The 18005-nt window shown below is 63.8% G+C and carries 14 protein-coding genes, 2 rRNA genes and 1 other RNA gene (1 of these 17 only partly in view); 9 read left to right on the forward strand and 8 right to left on the reverse strand.

The features are described from left to right. Positions 1–35 precede the first annotated feature (35 nt). Positions 36–923 carry a LysR substrate-binding domain-containing protein gene (locus LU688_RS23870; RefSeq protein ID WP_160290631.1) on the forward strand — a complete coding sequence of 296 codons (888 nt, stop codon included), beginning with the start codon at positions 36–38 and terminating at the stop codon, positions 921–923. Between the two features lie 70 nt (positions 924–993). Here LU688_RS23870 and speA read toward each other — a convergent pair whose 3' ends face one another. From speA to LU688_RS23890, 4 genes are all read right to left on the reverse strand, one after another. Continuing rightward, positions 994–2907 (reverse strand): arginine decarboxylase, encoded by a 1914-nt coding sequence (speA, locus tag LU688_RS23875; protein WP_023631655.1) that lies wholly within the window; start codon positions 2905–2907, stop codon positions 994–996. A 152-nt stretch (positions 2908–3059) separates the two neighbouring features. Continuing rightward, positions 3060–3431: a translation initiation factor Sui1 gene (locus LU688_RS23880; protein WP_023631654.1), complete on the reverse strand. Its 372-nt coding sequence runs from the start codon at positions 3429–3431 to the stop codon at positions 3060–3062. Between the two features lie 184 nt (positions 3432–3615). Then, on the reverse strand, positions 3616–4152 hold the full coding sequence (locus LU688_RS23885) for an NUDIX hydrolase (protein WP_160290632.1): 537 nt from the start codon (positions 4150–4152) through the stop codon (positions 3616–3618). Between the two features lies 1 nt (position 4153). Continuing rightward, positions 4154–5221, reverse strand: a complete 1068-nt coding sequence (locus LU688_RS23890; protein ID WP_094012484.1) for a DUF2333 family protein — start codon at positions 5219–5221, stop codon at positions 4154–4156. A gap of 249 nt (positions 5222–5470) precedes the next feature. Between LU688_RS23890 and LU688_RS23895 the strand changes: the two genes are divergently transcribed. From LU688_RS23895 to ssrA, 8 genes are all read left to right on the forward strand, one after another. After that, a complete protein-coding gene (locus LU688_RS23895; RefSeq protein WP_104444874.1) occupies positions 5471–7087 on the forward strand; it encodes a diguanylate cyclase in 1617 nt (538 codons plus the stop codon). A gap of 1317 nt (positions 7088–8404) precedes the next feature. After that, complete coding sequence (locus LU688_RS28070) at positions 8405–9184, forward strand: methyl-accepting chemotaxis protein (RefSeq protein WP_376752420.1); 780 nt, start codon at positions 8405–8407, stop codon at positions 9182–9184. A gap of 99 nt (positions 9185–9283) precedes the next feature. Continuing rightward, a complete protein-coding gene (locus tag LU688_RS23905) occupies positions 9284–11041 on the forward strand; it encodes a protein-disulfide reductase DsbD (protein WP_160290634.1) in 1758 nt (585 codons plus the stop codon). 176 nt (positions 11042–11217) lie between these two features. Next, on the forward strand, positions 11218–11670 hold the full coding sequence (aroQ, locus tag LU688_RS23910; RefSeq protein ID WP_011535870.1) for a type II 3-dehydroquinate dehydratase: 453 nt from the start codon (positions 11218–11220) through the stop codon (positions 11668–11670). Positions 11671–11770: 100 nt separating this feature from the next. After that, on the forward strand, positions 11771–12235 hold the full coding sequence (gene accB / locus LU688_RS23915) for an acetyl-CoA carboxylase biotin carboxyl carrier protein (protein ID WP_160290635.1): 465 nt from the start codon (positions 11771–11773) through the stop codon (positions 12233–12235). A gap of 17 nt (positions 12236–12252) precedes the next feature. Then, positions 12253–13608 carry an acetyl-CoA carboxylase biotin carboxylase subunit gene (accC, locus tag LU688_RS23920; protein WP_023631558.1) on the forward strand — a complete coding sequence of 452 codons (1356 nt, stop codon included), beginning with the start codon at positions 12253–12255 and terminating at the stop codon, positions 13606–13608. A gap of 213 nt (positions 13609–13821) precedes the next feature. Further along, the gene (locus LU688_RS23925) at positions 13822–14115 is read left to right on the forward strand and encodes a PA2433 domain-containing protein (RefSeq protein ID WP_023631557.1); all 294 of its coding nucleotides are present in this window, start codon (positions 13822–13824) and stop codon (positions 14113–14115) included. Between the two features lie 105 nt (positions 14116–14220). Beyond that, positions 14221–14610: a transfer-messenger RNA gene (gene ssrA, locus LU688_RS23930) on the forward strand. A gap of 35 nt (positions 14611–14645) precedes the next feature. Here ssrA and LU688_RS23935 read toward each other — a convergent pair. The 4 genes from LU688_RS23935 to LU688_RS23950 form a co-directional block, all read right to left on the reverse strand. Next, positions 14646–14906 carry a hypothetical protein gene (locus LU688_RS23935; RefSeq protein WP_160290643.1) on the reverse strand — a complete coding sequence of 87 codons (261 nt, stop codon included), beginning with the start codon at positions 14904–14906 and terminating at the stop codon, positions 14646–14648. A 525-nt stretch (positions 14907–15431) separates the two neighbouring features. After that, on the reverse strand, positions 15432–16181 hold the full coding sequence (locus LU688_RS23940) for a class I SAM-dependent methyltransferase (protein WP_160290644.1): 750 nt from the start codon (positions 16179–16181) through the stop codon (positions 15432–15434). A 226-nt stretch (positions 16182–16407) separates the two neighbouring features. Further along, positions 16408–16523 (reverse strand): 5S ribosomal RNA (rrf, locus tag LU688_RS23945). A 133-nt stretch (positions 16524–16656) separates the two neighbouring features. Further along, positions 16657–18005 (reverse strand): 23S ribosomal RNA (locus tag LU688_RS23950); it runs 1545 nt beyond the window's last position.

The raw sequence follows: 18005 nt of genomic DNA on the forward strand, positions 1-18005 counted from the left end.
TATACTCAGGCAGACTCTTGCCAGGACAGAGGCAGATGCATTTCGACCTGATCGACCTCAAGCTGTTCCAGCACACCGTTGAAAGCGGCAACATCACCGCCGGCGCCCGGCGCAGCCACCTCTCGCTGCCGGCCGCCAGTGCGCGCATTCGCGCCATGGAGGCCTCGCTGGGCATTCCCCTGCTCGAACGCAACCGCCGCGGCGTGCTGCCCACGCCCGCCGGCCAGGCCTTGCTGCAGCATGCGCGGCTGATCGCGCAGCAGGTCGAGCGCCTGCAGTTCGACCTCGGGCAATACGCCCACGGCCTGCAAGGCCAGGTGCGCCTGCTGTGCAACACCGCGGCGCTGACCGAGTACCTGCCGGAGCTGCTGGCGAGCTACCTGGCCGAGCATCCGGGGGTGAGCGTGGATATCCAGGAACTGCCCAGCCTGCATATCGTCCAGGCGATCAGCCAGGGCATGGCGGACCTGGGTATCGTCTCGAATGCCGCGCCCTGCGCAACCCTGCAGACCCTACCGTTTCGCGACGATCCACTGGTGCTGGTGATGCCGCGCGAGCACCCGCTGGCGGCCAGCGACCGGGCAGACTTCAACGCCAGCCTTGCCCATGGGTATGTGGGGCTGGGTGCCGACAGCGCCCTGGCGCTGCATCTGGAGGAACAGGCCCTGCGTCTCGGCAAACGGATGCAGGTGCGCGTTCGCGCCGAAGGATTCGATGGGGTGATCAGGATGGTCGCAGGTGGCGCGGGGGTGGCAGTGGTCCCGCTGACCTCGGTGCGCCGCTGGGAGCACAGCTTGCCGCTGCGCTGGGTCGCCTTGCAGGAGGCCTGGGCGAAGCGCAGCTTGCTGCTGTGCTCGCGGGATTTCAGTGCATTGCCTGGCTACGCCGCCCTGCTTGTCGAGCGCTTGGGCAGCACCGCCTGAAGGCTGCCGCCACAGGTGATCACCCGTGGCGGCATCTGTGCCAAAGGGCCGCATGGCGACCCGGACACGATCAGGACGACAGGTACGAGGACCGGGTCAGCCCCAGGCGCAGCGCGTCGAGGTACTGGGTACGCTCGCGGGCGGTGATCCTGGCGCTGGCGACCTTGTCGCGGTAGTGGGTCATCAACTCCTCCGGCGACAGATGCACGTAGCGCAGCATGTCCTCGATGGTGTCGTGGGTCTCGATACCGGCGTGGTACACGCTGCCATCGGCGTTCTGGTAGATGTTCACCGAGTCGGTGTCACCGAACAGGTTGTGCATGTCGCCGAGGATCTCCTGGTAGGCGCCGACCAGGAACACGCCGAGCAGGTAGTCCTCACCTTCCTTGACCGCGTGCACCGGCATGCTGGTCTCGATGCTCTGCTCGTCGACGTACTGGTTGATCTTGCCGTCGGAGTCACAGGTCAGGTCCTGCAGCACGGCGCGGCGCAGCGGCTCTTCGTCCAGGCGGTGCAGCGGGATGATCGGCAGCACCTGGCCGATGGCCCAGGTGTCGGGCAGGCTCTGGAACACCGAGAAGTTGCAGATGTACTTGTCGGCCAGCTTGTCGTTGAGTTCGTCCAGCACCTGGCGGTGCGAGCGCTGACGAGCCTTGAGCGAGTTGTGCAGGCGCCGGCACACGGCGAAGTAGCACTGCTCGGCCAGGGCCTTCTCGGCCAGGGTCAGCTTGCCGTCGGCGTACTGCGCGGCCACGTCGCCCATGTAGTGGGTGGCGCGCCAGTAGGTCTCGGTGACCATCTCGATATCGGTCGGGCCGAGCAGGTCGGCCAGCCACTGCACGGTCTCGGGCAGGCTTTCCTTGTTTTCGATGGTCGGCACTTCGTCGTTGTGGCTCTCGACGTCGGTTACCTGGATCACCAGCATGGCGTGGTGCGCGGTGAGCGAGCGGCCGCTCTCGGAGAAGATGTGCGGGTGCGGCAGGCCCTGCGCGTCGCAGAACTCCTTGAGCATCCCGACCACCACGCCGGCGTAGTCGTCCATGTCGTAGTTGATCGAGCTGGCGTTGCGCGAGTGGGTGCCGTCGTAGTCGACGCCCAGGCCGCCGCCGACGTCGATGTGATCGACCGGCAGGCCCAGGGCGCGCAACTCGCCGTAATAGCGGATGGCTTCCTTGAAGCCGTGCTGGTAGTCGGCCAGATTGGCGATCTGCGAGCCCATGTGGAAGTGCAGCAGGCGGATGCCCTGGTCGAGCCCAGCGTCACGGAAACGCTGCACCACCGAGATCAGTTGGGCGGCAGACAGGCCGAACTTGGATTTCTCGCCGCCGGTGTCGGCCCACTTGCTCGACGCCAGCGACGACAGGCGCACGCGCAGGCCGACCTGTGGCTTGACCTTGAGCTCCGCGGCCTCCTCGATCACCAGGGCGACCTCGGACTCTTTCTCGATCACGATGAACACGTTGTGGCCAAGCTTCTGGCCCATCAGCGCCAGGCGGATGAACTCGCGGTCCTTGTAGCCGTTGCAGACGATGGTGCCGCCCTTCGGCGCCAGCGCCAGCACAGCCAGCAGCTCAGGCTTGGAGCCGGCTTCCAGGCCGATGGAGACGTTCTGGGTGGCGATGATGTTCTCGACCACCGCTTCCTGCTGGTTGACCTTGATCGGATACAGCGCGGTGTACTGGCTCTGGTACTCGAGGCGGGCGATGTTGGCGTCGAAGGCGCCGGTCAGCTGGCGCACGCGGTCCTGCAGGATGTCGGGGAAACGCACCAGCAGCGGCAGCGACAGGCCGCTCTGGCGCAGTTCCTGGACCTGTTCGAAGAGGTCGATCGGCGCGCTGTCCGGGCCGTTGGGGCGCACTTCGACGCGCCCGGCGTCATTGATGGCGAAATAACCTGCGCCCCAATGGCGGATGCCATAAACACTGCGGCTGTCGGCCACGGTCCACTGGCTACCATCGTCTTTGCGTGTGCGTCGTACGGACATTCAAGTCCCCTGTATGAAAAGTCGAAACACTGCCCCACCTCGGGGCGCTGGCAGTGTAAATACTGAAAATGACGATTCTTCCGTGTCAGGCATAGACCCTGCCCACGGGAACGAGTTTAGAAAGCGCTGGGCAAAAAATCGCGCGGCTGCACTCAGCCGCCGGATTTCTTCGCCTTGAAACCCTGCTTGATCAGCTCGGCGAGCAACAGCTCGACGTGATCGCCCTGGATTTCAATGACCCCGTCCTTGAGCGCGCCGCCGGTGCCGCAACGACGCTTGAGCGTGCTGGCGAGCTCCTTGAGCGGTTCCAAGGCCAGGGGGACGCCCGTGATGGTGGTCACGGTCTTGCCGCCACGGCCTTTGCTTTCACGGCGCACGCGGGCAATGCCATCCCCCTCGGGGATGACCTGCTGCTTGCAGATACAGTCGTCCACCGGTTTGCTGCAGTCGGGACAGTGCCGACCGGCATCGGTGGAAAAGACGAGACCGCCCAGGGCGGAAAAGGAAGAAGCTTTCTTGGCCACTTTTGTTCCTCTGTGCCGAGGACAAAAAACTGGTCGGCGGGAGCCGACCGCGATGCCCCACTCTGGCAGGGGCGGCGCTACTGCCGCAAGGTTGTGCGGCAGCCCGAAAAGGGCGCGCAGTGTAACGATAAATCCGCCTGTTGCTAAGTACAGGATTGCGCCATTTTACGAAAGTTTTGCGACTTCATTGCGGGGCAGCCTGATAGCGCTGCAACGCCACCAGCGAGTCCGGGCAATACGGCAGCGTTGCACTTTCCGCCAAGGCCTGCTCGACATTGATGAACCGCGCCTCGCTGACCTCCTCGGGCTGCAGGCGCAACGCCCCATCCCACACCGCGGAAAACACGGCGCCCCACAGGCGGTTGCCCGGCTGCTCGAAGTAGAACGTCTCGTGGAAGCGCAGCTCGACGCCGCTCACTCCCAGTTCCTCGGCCAGCTCCCGGGCCGCGGATTCGGCATAGGACTCCTGCACCCCGACCATTCCCCCCGCCGCCACATCCCAGTAGCCGGGATACAGCGCCTTGCTCAGGGTGCGCCGGTGCACGCACAAGTCGCCTGCGCTGTTGAACAGCAGGATGAAGGTGCAGCGCCCGATCAGGCCGCGCTCGCGCAATTCAGCCCGTGGCAGGGCGCCGAGCAGTTGGTCATGCTCATCGACCCAGGCCACCAGCTCGGCGTCGGAGGCCGCGCGGTGCGCGACCTCGGCAGGATTGACCGGCATCTCAGCCCTGGGACAGCAGTTGGCGCAGGTCGATGACCGCAGCGTTGGCCCGGGAGATGTAGTTGGCCATCACCAGCGAGTGGTTGGCCCACATGCCGAAACCACTGCCGTTGAGCACCATCGGGCTCCACAGCGCTTCCTGCGAGGCTTCCAGCTCGCGGATGATCTGCCGCACGCTGACCGTGGCGTTCTTCTTCGCCAGCACGTCGGCGAAGTCGACCTCGATGGCGCGCAGCAGGTGCGACAGCGCCCAGGCCTGGCCACGGGCTTCGTAGAACACGTTGTCGATCTGCAGCCATGGGGTCTCGACCACTTCCTCGTCGACCTGTGGCGCCTGGCCCGGGGCCACGGATTCGGTCTTCAGGGTGTTGTTGAGCTTGACCCGGCCAACACTGGCCGACAAGCGCTGCGACAGCGAGCCCAGGCGGGTGGCGACGTCGCCCAGCCAGTTGTTCAGGTTGTCGGCGCGGGTGTAGAAGATCGCGCCCTGGTCGCCCTTGGCCAGGCGCACCTGATAGCGGTTCAGCGACTTGATGCCCTCTTCGAACTCCGACTCGCTCGACGGCAGGATCCAGCTCTTGTTGTCGAAGTTGAAGCGCGGCTCGGCCTTGGCCAGGTCGGCGTCCTCGGTCGATTGCGACTGCGACCGGGCGAAGTCTTTGCGCAGAGCGCGGGACAGGTCACGCACCTGGACCAGCACGCCGTATTCCCAGCTCGGCATGTTGTCCATCCACAGCCCTGGGGGGAAACGGTCGTTGGAGATGTAGCCACCCGGCTTGTCGAGCAGGGTGCCGGCGACGGTCTTGAGGGTTTCGATGGTGGTGTAGCCGATCACCATCTGCTGGCCGTTGCGCTCGGCGGCGGCCTGGGCGTTCTGCTGCACCGGGAACAGCTCGGGCTCCTGGCTCCAGTACCAGCCCAGGCCGATGCACACCAGCAGGTAGAGGCCGATCAGGGTGCCCAGGGCACGGCTCCACAGGCCGCCAACATAGCTACGGGTAGCGGCGCCGCGGGTTTCGACCCGCTCGCGGGGCTCGGCCTTGGCCTCGCGGTTTTTCCAATCCAGCATGGCATTGTCCTTAATCAGTCACGAACGGTTCAGGGTTTGGACCACAGGCCTCGGCCAGGGTGCCACGACAAACCCAGGTGGCAGCACTATAAAGCAGACACCGCCATTCGTATAAGCGACCAACAGGTCAGCAACTGAATTACCGTCCCTTAACACTTTGTTGACCCGAGGCACTCGCTTGTCGGAAAAGCGGTGCTAGCATAGAGCCATCATTGAACCTGCGCCCTCCCACTCATAAGTAGTCAGGACATGACCCAGCCAGCCGAGCCGAGCCACGAACGCCTCAAGCAGCATTTTGCCCAGCGGGTGATCCACCAGGCCCGGCAGATCCTCGAAATCTGGCAGCGCCTGCAGCGAGGCGAGTGGTCCAGCGGCGACCTGGGCGAACTGTGCGAGGCCAACCTGCGCCTGCAGCGCTATGCCGAACGCTTCGAACAGCCCGAGCATGGCAGCCTGTCCACGGCCATCGGCCAGACCCTGCGCGCCATCGAAGCCAACAGCGCTCGCCTGAACTCGGAACTGATCAGCGAACTCAACCGCCTCATGCAGCGCCTGTCACGCACCGGCCTGCGCAAGGGCGACCAGCTCGACAACGTGCCTCTGCCGCCGCTGCGCAAACCGGTGTACATCGTGCTGCAGGACCATGACCGCGCCGAACGCCTGGCCCAGCAACTGGAGTTCTTCGGCCTCAGCGTGCAGGCGCTGTGCAGCGCCGAGGCGTTCCAGGCGTCGATGAGCGAGCGCCTGCCGTCAGCGATCGTCATGGACGTCGACTTCACCGGCGCCGGCATCGGCCTGCAACTGGCGGCCCAGGCCCAGCAAGGCCTGGAACAACCGGTGCCGCTGCTGTTCTTCAGCCTGCATGAAACCGACACCCCGACCCGCCTGGCCGCGGTACGCGCTGGCGGCCAGGAGTTCCTCACCGGCACCCTGGACGCCTCCAGCCTGCTGGAGAAGCTCGAACTGCTGACCAGCGCCACCCAGTACGACCCGTTCCGCGTGCTGGTGATCGACGACTCCCGGGCCCAGGCCCTGCACACCGAGCGAACGCTCAACAGCGCCGGGATCATCACCCGCGTCCTCACCGAGCCGATCCGCACCATGAGCGAGCTGGCCGACTTCCAGCCCGACCTGATCATCCTCGACATGTACATGCCCGCGTGCACCGGCCCGGAGCTGGCCAAGGTGATCCGCCACAACGACCGCTACGTGAGCGTGCCGATCATCTACCTTTCGGCCGAGGACGACCTGGACAAGCAGCTCGACGCCATGAGCGAGGGCGGCGACGACTTCCTGACCAAGCCGATCCGCTCGCGGCACCTGGTGACCACCGTGCGCAACCGCGCCGCCCGCGCCCGCCACCTCAAGGCACGGATGGTGCGCGACAGCCTCACCGGGCTGTACAACCACACCCACATCCTGCAACTGCTCGAGGACTGCAGCTTCCGCGCCCGCCGCGAGGTGCAGCCCCTGAGCTTCGCCATGCTCGACATCGATCACTTCAAGAAAATCAACGACCGCCACGGCCACCCCATGGGCGACCGGGTGATCAAGAGCCTGGCGCTGTTCCTCAAGCAGCGGCTGCGCAAGACCGACTTCATTGGTCGCTACGGTGGCGAGGAATTCGCCATCGTCATGCCCAATACCGGACTGGAAGCGGCGCACAAGGTGCTCGACGAAATCCGTCGACGCTTTGCCGAGATCCATTACCCGGCCCAGCCCCACGACCTGCAATGCACCTTCAGCGCCGGGGTGGTGCAGCTGGACGAGCAGCTCGACGCGCTGACCATGGCCAGCGCCGCGGACGAGGCGCTGTACCGCGCCAAACACGCCGGGCGCAACTGCGTGGTGCGGGTCGAGCCTTAGCTTATCGCAGGGCACCATACCGGCACTGTGCCACTTTTTTATGGCGCCAACCCGCCGTCGTCATCACCCCGTCACAAAATCGCAATAACTTCAGGCCCGACTTCTCCACTCCCCCTCCGCAGGAAGTTCGCGGCTATGCGCCTGAAGTGGCTGACCAATTTCAACACCCTGTTGCTGGTGACCGTATGTATTGCCCTGGGCGCGACCCTGTGGTGGTCGCAACGCGCCCTGGAACGTCCCTATCAACTGATGGAGCGCTACCTGGGCCTGTCCCAGCAGTTCCAGAACGATGCCGCGCGCAACATCCAGGCCTACCTGGGCAGCGGCGACGCCCTGCGCCACGCGGCGGCCATGGAGGCCAACACGCAATTGCAGGCAGCCCTGGCCGACTGGCCCGGGCCTCTGTCGGCCAAGCTGCGCCCGAGCCTCGACAGCCTGCAGGGCTTCACCGCCAACGAACTGCTCGCCGCCGGCAAGCTGGCCGGCGATCCCCAGGCCTTGCTGCTGCAAGCCGAACGGGAGCTGGGGGCAAACCTTGAGCAACTGGCCGGCTATGCCCGTGACAGCGGCAACGCCGACGCCAGTCGTTACCTGACGCCGCTGCTGGAAGCCTCGCTTCACCTGGGGCGCCTGTCCCTGGCCCGCGACAAGCTGGTGAGCAGCGGCCGCGCCGAGCTGGCCGACGAAGTGGACCGCGAACTTCAGTTGATCGCCGCCCAGGCCCAGGCCATCGACGGCCTGCCGCTGCTGGGGGTGACCCGCGCCGCCGAATCCAATGCCGATGACTTCGCCGCGATGATGGGCCTGGAGTCGCAAGCCAGCGCCGAGCAGGAAGACGTCGCCGTGGGCCTGAAGCGCGAGCTGCACAGCTTGCTCGGCCGCTACCCTGCCGAACTGCAGCGTACCCGCGAGCAGATCGAGCGCCGCGCCAGCCTGGCCGCCAGCACCAGTGAGCGCCTGGAGGCGGTGCAGCAGGCCATCGCCGGCCTCGAGCCCGAGGTGCGCGGCCTGCACGCCACCATCGCTGGCGAGGTACGGCTGATCCAGGGCCTGATGATCGGCCTGATCCTGCTGATCGCCCTGCTCATCGATACCCTGCAACGTCGCCTGGCACGCACCCTCACCAGCCTGGCGCCGGCGCTGTCGCGCTGGGCCGAGGGCGACTTCGCCCAAGCCATCGCCCTGGGCCGCACCAACCGCGAGCTGCACGATATCCAGGAATCGCTGAACCGCCTGCGCCAGTACCTGGTGGAGCTGGTCGGCACCATCCGTCACAACGCCGAACAGGTGGCCGGCAGCAGCCATGCCCTGGCCGGCATGAGCAGCGCCCTGCACGACGGCGCCGAACGCCAGGCCGGCGACACGGCGCAGATCCGCGACGCCCTGGGCGAGCTGGAGGCGACCATCCAGCAGGTGGCCGGCGATGCCAGCTCCGCCGCCGAGGCCAGCCGCGATGCCGGCCGGGCCGTGGAGCAGGGCCAGACGGTGATCGGCCAGAGCCTGTCCGGCCTGCGCGCGCTGGTCGACGAGGTGCAGGGCAACGCCCGGATGATCGAGCAACTGGCGCAAGAGTCGGCGACCATCGGTGGCGTGCTCACGGTGATTCGCGCGATTGCCGAGCAGACCAACCTGCTGGCGCTCAACGCCGCCATCGAAGCGGCCCGGGCCGGCGAGATGGGCCGTGGCTTCGCCGTGGTGGCCGACGAAGTGCGCTCGCTGGCACAGCGCACCACTGGCGCCACCGGCGAGATCCAGGCGCTGATCGACCGCCTGCAGCAAGCCGCCCGCGATTCGGTGGACGGCATGCGCACCCAGCTGGAGCACGCCGAGGCCACGGCCAACCAGGCACAGTCGGCCGATGGTGCGCTGGAGGCGATCGTCAGCGCCATCCGCACCATTTCCGACACGGCGGTGCGCATCGCCGATGTGACCGCGCAGCAGACCGGGGCGGTGAGCGAGATTCGTGATCACAGCGAGCGGATTCACGAGTTGGGCGAGGACAACCTGCAGCGTATTGGCGAAGGGCGTGAGCAGGGCGAGCAGTTGCTCAAGCTGGGCGGTGAGTTGAACACGGCGGTGCGGGCGTTCCGGCTTTGATTACATCGCGGGGCTAGTCGGGTCGCCGCACCGCCGCGATGGCCCATAGCCTCGCCAAGTCCGCTATCATGCCGCCACGTTCCACCTCGCGAGTCCGCCATGCGCCGCCTGTTTTTCCTGTTGTTCCTGCTGCTGGCCAGCCCTGCGTTCGCCACCGGCCTGCTCGACAACCGCCCCAGCGCCACCCTCGGCGCCGCGTCCAACAGCGCCGACTTCCTCCCGGTGCACGAAGCCTTCAAGCTCAGCCTGATCGAGACCGACACCCAGACCGTCAAGCTGCGCTTCGTCGCCACCGACGGCTATTACCTCTACCGCCACCGCTTCCAGTTCCGCACCGAGCCTGCGGACATCAAGCTCGGCGCGCCGAACATCCCCCAGGGCGAGGCCAAGCACGACGAGTTCTTCGGCGATGTCGAGGTGTACCACGGCGTGCTCGACATCGAACTGCCGCGCAACGACCCGCGCGCCTTCACCCTGCTGGTGGGTTACCAGGGCTGCGCCGATAAAGGCCTGTGCTACCCACCGGAAACCGCGCGCCTGAGCATCGACGGCCAGGGCGCCCCGCTGCCGGCAAGCGCCGAGCAGGGCTGGACCTGGAGGTCGCTGCTGCTGTTCTTCCTCGCTGGTGTCGGCCTGACCTTCACCCCGTGCGTGCTGCCGATGCTGCCGATCCTCTCCGGCGTGGTGCTGCGCGGCCAGGTCGGCGGCTTGCGTGGCCTGTCGCTGTCGCTGGCGTATGTGCTGCCGATGGCGGCGAGCTTCGCCGTGCTGGGTGCACTGATGGGCATGTTCGGCGCCGGCCTGAACCTGCAGGCGCGCCTGCAGTCGGCCTGGGTGCTGGTGCCGTTCGCCGCGTTCTTCGTGCTGTTCGCCCTGGCCATGTTCGGCCTGTTCGATCTCAAGCTGCCGCAGGCTTTGAGCAGCCGCCTGGACAGCCTCGCCCACCGCACCAAGGGTGGCTCGCTGCTGGGCGCGGCGGTGCTCGGTGTGCTGTCCAGCCTGCTGGTCTCGCCCTGCGTGTCGGCACCGCTGGCCGGTGCGCTGCTGTACATCAGCGCCAGCGGCGACGCGCTGGGCGGCGCCCTGAAACTGTTTGCCCTTGGCCTGGGCATGGGCGCGCCACTGTTGCTGGTCGCCACCGGTGGCGCCGCCTGGCTGCCCAAGAGCGGGCCGTGGATGAACACGGTGAAGAACGCCATCGGCGTGTTGCTGCTGGGCCTGGCCATCGGCCTGCTCAGTCGTGTGCTGCCGGGGCCCGTCACCCTGCTGCTGATCGGCCTGCTGGCCGCCGGCGTGGCGCTGTTCCTCGGCGCCCTGGAGTTCGTGGTGAAAACCCCGCGCCAGCGCCTGGCGCAACTGCTCGGCCTGGCGCTGCTGGTCTACGCCCTGGCCTGCTGGTATGGCGCCCTGAGCGGCCAGGGCGACCCACTGCGCCCACTGCCGCCACCCAGCGTGGCCGGCAGCCCCGCTGCGGCCAAGGCCGACGCCTGGCAGACCATCACCAGCCCCGCCGCCCTCGATGCGGCCCTGGCCGAGGCCAAGGCCGCCGGCCAGCCAGTGCTGCTCGACTGGTACGCCGACTGGTGCATCAGCTGCAAGGTGATCGAGCACGAGGTGCTCAACGCGCCGCAGGTCGAGACGCAACTCGGCGCCTTCCGCCTGCTGCGCTTCGACATCACCGAAAGCAATGCCGAACAGCGCGCCCTGCTCGACCGCTACCGCCTGTTCGGCCCGCCCGCGTTGATGTTCTTTGCGGCGAACGGCAGCGAAATGACCAGCGATCGGGTGATTGGCGAGATAAACGCCGGCGATTTTGCCCAGGTTCTGGCGCGCGTGCGCGGCCAACTCGGTCTATAACTTCCCCAGCCTCTGAAAAACCCGCTGGTGAGTGACCAAAGTCAGTCATCCGGTCACATACTTTGCGTGAATCTCGGACATCGTGCTGGCTATTGCCGGGAACTGGACACTCAGCGCCTGTTGCGGCATAGTCGCCGCGCTATGTCGAATTGCCCTACAAAACCAAGGAACCGCAGATGGCAACCCTACTGGTGCTGCACGGCCCCAACCTGAACCTGCTCGGGACCCGCGAACCGGGGCATTATGGCGCCGCCACCCTGGCTCAGATCAATCAGGACCTGGAGCAGCGCGCCCGCGCCGCCGGCCACCATCTGCAATACCTGCAGAGCAATGCCGAGTACGAATTGATCGACCGCATCCACGCCGCGCGCAACGAAGGCGTGGACTTCATCCTGATCAATCCGGCCGCTTTCACCCACACCAGCGTCGCATTACGTGACGCATTGCTCGCGGTGAGCATCCCATTCATCGAAGTGCACCTTTCCAACGTGCACAAACGCGAGCCGTTCCGTCACCACTCCTACTTTTCGGATGTTGCCGTAGGGGTGATCTGCGGCCTCGGAGCCACCGGTTACCGGTTGGCCCTGGAGTCCGCGCTGGAACACCTGGCTGCCAACGCACAGCCCTGATGACACAAGGCCTTGGCCCTTTAGGGCCGAGGCTCATGAAGAAACGTTTTCGACACGTTTTAAAATACGTCCCCGACCGAACCTTGGGAGTTGCTGATTAATGGATATCCGTAAAGTCAAAAAGCTGATCGAACTGCTGGAAGAGTCCGGCATCGACGAACTGGAGATCAAGGAAGGCGAAGAGTCCGTTCGCATCAGCCGTCACAGCAAGACCCCGGCCGCCCAGCAGTTCTACGCACCCGCGCCAATGGCCGCCGCGCCTGCCGCAGCCCCGGTTGCCGCCGCTGCCGCCCCGGCCGCTGAAGCCGCTGCCGCCGCACCTGCCCTGAAAGGCACCGTGATCCGTTCGCCGATGGTCGGCACCTTCTACCGCAAGCCTTCGCCAACTTCGCCGAACTACGCAGAAGTCGGCCAGGCCGTGAAGAAGGGCGACACCCTGTGCATCGTCGAAGCCATGAAGATGATGAACCACATCGAATCCGATATCGGCGGTGTGATCGAAGCCATCCTGGTAGAAGACGGCCAGCCGGTTGAGTTCGACCAGCCGCTGTTCACCATCGTTTGATTCGCGGAGAGCCAACGATGTCTGGGAAGCTCGAAAAAGTTCTGATCGCCAACCGCGGGGAAATTGCCCTGCGGATCCTGCGTGCCTGCAAAGAGCTGGGCATCAAGACCGTCGCCGTGCACTCCACGGCCGACCGTGAACTGATGCACCTGGGCCTGGCAGACGAATCGGTCTGCATCGGCCCTGCATCGTCCAAGGAATCCTACCTGCACATCCCGGCGATCATCGCCGCCGCCGAAGTGACAGGCGCCACCGCCATCCACCCAGGCTACGGCTTCCTCGCGGAAAACGCCGATTTCGCCGAGCAGGTGGAAAACTCCGGTTACATCTTCATCGGCCCGAAAGCCGACACCATCCGCCTGATGGGCGACAAGGTGTCGGCCAAGGAAGCGATGATCAAGTCGGGCGTGCCGACCGTGCCAGGCTCCGACGGCCCGCTGCCGGAAGATCCGGAAACCGCGCTGGCGATCGCCCGCGAGGTGGGTTACCCGGTGATCATCAAGGCCGCCGGTGGCGGTGGTGGTCGCGGCATGCGCGTGGTGCACAAGGAAGAAGACCTGATCGAATCGGCCAAGCTGACCCGCACCGAAGCCGGTGCCGCGTTCGGCAACCCGATGGTCTACCTGGAGAAGTTCCTGACCAACCCACGCCACGTGGAAGTGCAGGTCCTGTCCGACGGCCAGGGCAACGCCGTGCACCTGGGCGACCGTGACTGCTCGCTGCAGCGCCGTCACCAGAAGGTACTGGAAGAAGCTCCGGCCCCGGGCATCGACGAGAAGGCCCGCCAGGAAGTCTTCAAGCGTTGCGTCGACGCGTGCATCGAGATCGGCTACCGCGGTGCCGGTACCTTCGAGTTCCTGTACGAGAACGGCCGTTTCTACTTCATCGAGATGAACACCCGTGTTCAGGTGGAGCACCCGGTTTCGGAAATGGTCACCGGTATCGACATCGTCAAGGAGATGCTCAGCATCGCCGCTGGCAACAAGCTGTCGTTCCGCCAGGAAGACGTAGTGATCCGCGGCCACTCGCTGGAGTGCCGGATCAACGCCGAAGACCCGAAGAAGTTCATCCCGAGCCCAGGCAAGGTGAAGCACTTCCACGCCCCGGGCGGCAACGGCGTGCGCGTCGATTCGCACCTGTACAGCGGCTACTCGGTTCCGCCGAACTACGATTCGTTGATCGGCAAGCTGATCACCTACGGCAAGGACCGCGACGAAGCCATGGCGCGCATGCGCAATGCCCTGGACGAGATCGTCGTCGACGGCATCAAGACCAACATCCCGCTGCACCGCGACCTGGTGCGTGATGAAGGTTTCTGCAAAGGCGGCGTCAACATCCACTACCTCGAGCACAAACTGGCCAACCAGGAGTGATCGCGTTAGCGTGATGCAAGAGCCCCGGCCCCGTGCCGGGGCTTTTTATTTGCGCGTGCGAGAACCCTGGGAGCGAAATGCGTGGGTGATCCATACACGCGGGAGCGGGCATGCCCCCGCGATACAGGGGCGGCAAACCCGATTGAACCCCGCCCAAGCCCGCGCAGTCCATCGATCAGGCCCACCTTCCCGAGGCCTCACGAGGAGACTCCCATGAAAGGTACTGCGCTATCCGCCCTGTTCGCGGCCGCGACCCTGCTGGCCTCACCTGTATTCGCCGCCGACGACTTGTGCGCCATGAACCTGCAGAAGATCGACGACAGCATGGCCACCGCCGGCGCCACCTCCGAAGGCCTGGACAAGGCCATCACCGAGCACGTGGACCAGGCCAAGGCCGCCCAGGCGAAAGGCGATACCAAGGAATGCATCGCCATCACCAGCAAGGTGCTCGAGCGCCTGGAAAAGACCGAGAAAGGCAGCGGCTCGGCCGGTGGCAGCGGCACCTAGGCCCTGCGCGCACGCGGGCGGCCGAACCTTCTGTCGACGTCGCCCGCGTAAGCGCGTATACTCGCCCTTGCGTGCTGAAAGGCACGTTCAGCTAGAGCTGAGTGTGGGGCCGATTAGGATTCGACGCCGGTAGCGAAACTCTAGGTGCATGCCGAGTTGGTAACAGAACTCGTAAATCCACTGTTGCAACTTTCTATAGTTGCCAATGACGACCACTACGGTGCTGCTCTCGCTGCTTAATTGCAGCTGACATGCACTCCTGGTACCTTCGGGTCCAGCAATCATCAGGGGATGCCTGTAAACCCGAAATGATTGTCATACAGAACAGGATCGTCGTGCAGCACGTTGGGGGCGAAGCGACTAAAACTTACCCAACTCATCCAAAGCACCCTGCCCGTCGGGCGGCTGCGGATTAAATCAGTAGACACGGCTAAGCATGTAGTACCGACAGCGGAGTACTGGCGGACGGGGGTTCAAATCCCCCCGGCTCCACCAAATCCGAAGAAGAAGACGCCCTAGGGCGTCTTTTTTTATGCCTCGGATTCAGTGCCTCGGCGGCAGTATACCGTCACCTTTCCCTCCTCCTTCATCGCCTCCAGCTTGGCGAACTGCTCGCTGGCCAGCCGGCTGATGATTCGGATCGCCTGATGAATGCCCGCTGTGTTGCGGAAGCTCAGTTGCGGGTTGTGCTCGCACTCCAGCACCTCGTCATGCTGGACCAGGGCCTCGCCTAGCAGCTCGAGAGTCCAGACGTAGCTTTGGAGGGTAGACAGGCGTTCACGGTCAGTCATGGGACACCTCCCGCTTGGCACGTTCGGCGAGGGACTGGCTGTTGATCGGGTAAAACATTGGGGATGGGCTGGCCGCACGGGTTGGGCGGCGGAGAGCGGATGCGAGGATCCTGCTCAGAATGCGAATAAGCATGCATGAGACTCCAAGTTTGCGATTTGGAGCTACCACGATCCTTCCTACGGGATTGGGTGGCAGCTGTGCATGGGGTAGGAATACCGGGAAACTTGGAACCCGGCCAGGCCGAAGCCTGCCCACACACAGCCGCCATGACATCGCAGCGGGCGCAAAAAAGGCGCCAGCCGTTGCAATGGGGCGCCTAGTGCGTGCGCCAAGTTTACCAGCAGGTTCCTACACCTGGTCGCGGATTTTGCTGCGACTTGGGGACTGTAGCCTTAGGCAGGATTGATTCGCAACAGCCAACGCGGAAGGAAATTTCCTAAAAACGAGAAAGCAAAAACCGCCATAACACTTCACTTCAGAACTCGCCTAAGGCGTCGTTCTTGTGCCTGCGCCGTTTTACCAGCTCAACGCCTCGCTTCAATGAGATGACGGGTCGAATGCGCGACAAAAGGCTCGCCCTGGCGCATCTGGCTATCCAAGGCCAGCAACTCAGCGCGGTACTTGTGCACAGAGAAGTCCGGCACCCACCATACGCATTTGCGAAGAATCCATACGACTGCGCCCACATCATGGAACAGCATGCGGCAGCGGGCTGTACGCAGGTCAGTCACCGTCAGCCCGGCTGCCTGCGCTGCTGCTACCTCATCCCGCGGATCGCGCATTTGCCGTTCACGTGGCAATGGCCCCAGGAAATGCTCGATCAGTTCGAAAGCCGAGGCAGGGCCTACGTGCTGGGCGAAGTAATGTCCACCAGGTCGGAGGACGCGATGGATCTGGTGCCAGTCGGGATTCACCGGGTGGCGTGAGGTAACCAGCTCGAACGAGGCGTCGGCGAATGGGAGCGCTGTGCCGGGGGCTACCTCGATGACTTCAACGCCGCGTGGCCCCAGGTGCTCTTGCGCCTTGCGGGCGTTGGGTGGCCAGGCTTCAGTTGCGCACATGAGGGGCGGGAAGCGTGGGGCCTCGCCTAGCACCTCCCCGCCGCCGGTATCGAGATCCAGCGCGGCGCGTACGCCATCCAGACGCTGTGCAAGGAGCTGGGCGTAGCCCCAAGGTGGACGCTGCTCGGAGGCGCGTCCTGCCAGCCAGTCGAAGCCCCAGCCGGTTACATCTGCAGCACTGGCTTCGGCTAGCAGGTCGTCAAAGGATTTCATTTGATCGTCCAGGTTAACGTTTGCATGCGGGGCAGTATAAACGTGTGGGAGCGGCTTCCTGGGGCTTTGGGTTGCTCGGTGAGATCCGTTTGCCTGGACCAGCCCTATCGCGGGGCAAGCCCGCTCCCACGTTGTGTATTCCACAGCAGAGGTGGCGATGCTTTTCGGGACGCGGAAAAGACAAAACCCCTACCTGCTCGCGCAGATAGGGGTTTTGCGAAATGAATCTTGACGATGACCTACTCTCACATGGGGAAACCCCACACTACCATCGGCGATGCATCGTTTCACTGCTGAGTTCGGGATGGGATCAGGTGGTTCCAATGCTCTATGGTCGTCAAGAAATTCGGTTGCCAGTACGTCCTTGCAGACATGCCAGCCAATTCGGATATGTGATTTTGTGGTTCGTCGCGAACTTTCGGTTCGTTTCGTCTTCACCACCGCAATCTGCGTGAGCAAATTGCTTGGGTGTTATATGGTCAAGCCTCACGGGCAATTAGTATTGGTTAGCTCAACGCCTCACAGCGCTTACACACCCAACCTATCAACGTCGTAGTCTTCGACGGCCCTTCAGGGAGCTCAAGGCTCCAGTGAGATCTCATCTTGAGGCAAGTTTCCCGCTTAGATGCTTTCAGCGGTTATCTCTTCCGAACATAGCTACCCGGCAATGCCACTGGCGTGACAACCGGAACACCAGAGGTTCGTCCACTCCGGTCCTCTCGTACTAGGAGCAGCCCCTCTCAAATCTCAAACGTCCACGGCAGATAGGGACCGAACTGTCTCACGACGTTCTAAACCCAGCTCGCGTACCACTTTAAATGGCGAACAGCCATACCCTTGGGACCGGCTTCAGCCCCAGGATGTGATGAGCCGACATCGAGGTGCCAAACACCGCCGTCGATATGAACTCTTGGGCGGTATCAGCCTGTTATCCCCGGAGTACCTTTTATCCGTTGAGCGATGGCCCTTCCATACAGAACCACCGGATCACTAAGACCTACTTTCGTACCTGCTCGACGTGTGTGTCTCGCAGTCAAGCGCGCTTTTGCCTTTATACTCTACGACCGATTTCCGACCGGTCTGAGCGCACCTTCGTACTCCTCCGTTACTCTTTGGGAGGAGACCGCCCCAGTCAAACTACCCACCATACACTGTCCTCGATCCGGATAACGGACCTGAGTTAGAACCTCAAGGTTGCCAGGGTGGTATTTCAAGGATGGCTCCATGAGAACTGGCGTCCCCACTTCAAAGCCTCCCACCTATCCTACACAAGCAAGCTCAAAGTCCAGTGCAAAGCTATAGTAAAGGTTCACGGGGTCTTTCCGTCTAGCCGCGGATACACTGCATCTTCACAGCGATTTCAATTTCACTGAGTCTCGGGTGGAGACAGCGCCGCCATCGTTACGCCATTCGTGCAGGTCGGAACTTACCCGACAAGGAATTTCGCTACCTTAGGACCGTTATAGTTACGGCCGCCGTTTACCGGGGCTTCGATCAAGAGCTTCGCTTGCGCTAACCCCATCAATTAACCTTCCGGCACCGGGCAGGCGTCACACCCTATACGTCCACTTTCGTGTTTGCAGAGTGCTGTGTTTTTAATAAACAGTCGCAGCGGCCTGGTATCTTCGACCGGCGTGGGCTTACGCAGCAAGTGCTTCACCCTCACCGGCGCACCTTCTCCCGAAGTTACGGTGCCATTTTGCCTAGTTCCTTCACCCGAGTTCTCTCAAGCGCCTTGGTATTCTCTACCTAACCACCTGTGTCGGTTTGGGGTACGGTTCCCAGTTATCTGAAGCTTAGGAGCTTTTCTTGGAAGCATGGCAT

This window comes from Pseudomonas soli, from assembly GCF_021283165.2.
Lineage (GTDB): Bacteria > Pseudomonadota > Gammaproteobacteria > Pseudomonadales > Pseudomonadaceae > Aquipseudomonas > Aquipseudomonas soli.

Coding starts and splice junctions, on each gene's coding strand:
- LU688_RS23885 (WP_160290632.1), bottom strand. CDS start 4,152: ATGCCGGTCAATCCTGCCGAGGTCGCGCACCGCGCGGCCTCCGACGCC.
- LU688_RS28070 (WP_376752420.1), top strand. CDS start 8,405: ATGAGCAGCGCCCTGCACGACGGCGCCGAACGCCAGGCCGGCGACACG.
- LU688_RS23890 (WP_094012484.1), bottom strand. CDS start 5,221: ATGCTGGATTGGAAAAACCGCGAGGCCAAGGCCGAGCCCCGCGAGCGG.
- LU688_RS23935 (WP_160290643.1), bottom strand. CDS start 14,906: ATGACTGACCGTGAACGCCTGTCTACCCTCCAAAGCTACGTCTGGACT.
- LU688_RS23895 (WP_104444874.1), top strand. CDS start 5,471: ATGACCCAGCCAGCCGAGCCGAGCCACGAACGCCTCAAGCAGCATTTT.
- accB (WP_160290635.1), top strand. CDS start 11,771: ATGGATATCCGTAAAGTCAAAAAGCTGATCGAACTGCTGGAAGAGTCC.
- LU688_RS23905 (WP_160290634.1), top strand. CDS start 9,284: ATGCGCCGCCTGTTTTTCCTGTTGTTCCTGCTGCTGGCCAGCCCTGCG.
- speA (WP_023631655.1), bottom strand. CDS start 2,907: ATGTCCGTACGACGCACACGCAAAGACGATGGTAGCCAGTGGACCGTG.
- LU688_RS23925 (WP_023631557.1), top strand. CDS start 13,822: ATGAAAGGTACTGCGCTATCCGCCCTGTTCGCGGCCGCGACCCTGCTG.
- LU688_RS23870 (WP_160290631.1), top strand. CDS start 36: ATGCATTTCGACCTGATCGACCTCAAGCTGTTCCAGCACACCGTTGAA.
- aroQ (WP_011535870.1), top strand. CDS start 11,218: ATGGCAACCCTACTGGTGCTGCACGGCCCCAACCTGAACCTGCTCGGG.
- LU688_RS23940 (WP_160290644.1), bottom strand. CDS start 16,181: ATGAAATCCTTTGACGACCTGCTAGCCGAAGCCAGTGCTGCAGATGTA.
- accC (WP_023631558.1), top strand. CDS start 12,253: ATGTCTGGGAAGCTCGAAAAAGTTCTGATCGCCAACCGCGGGGAAATT.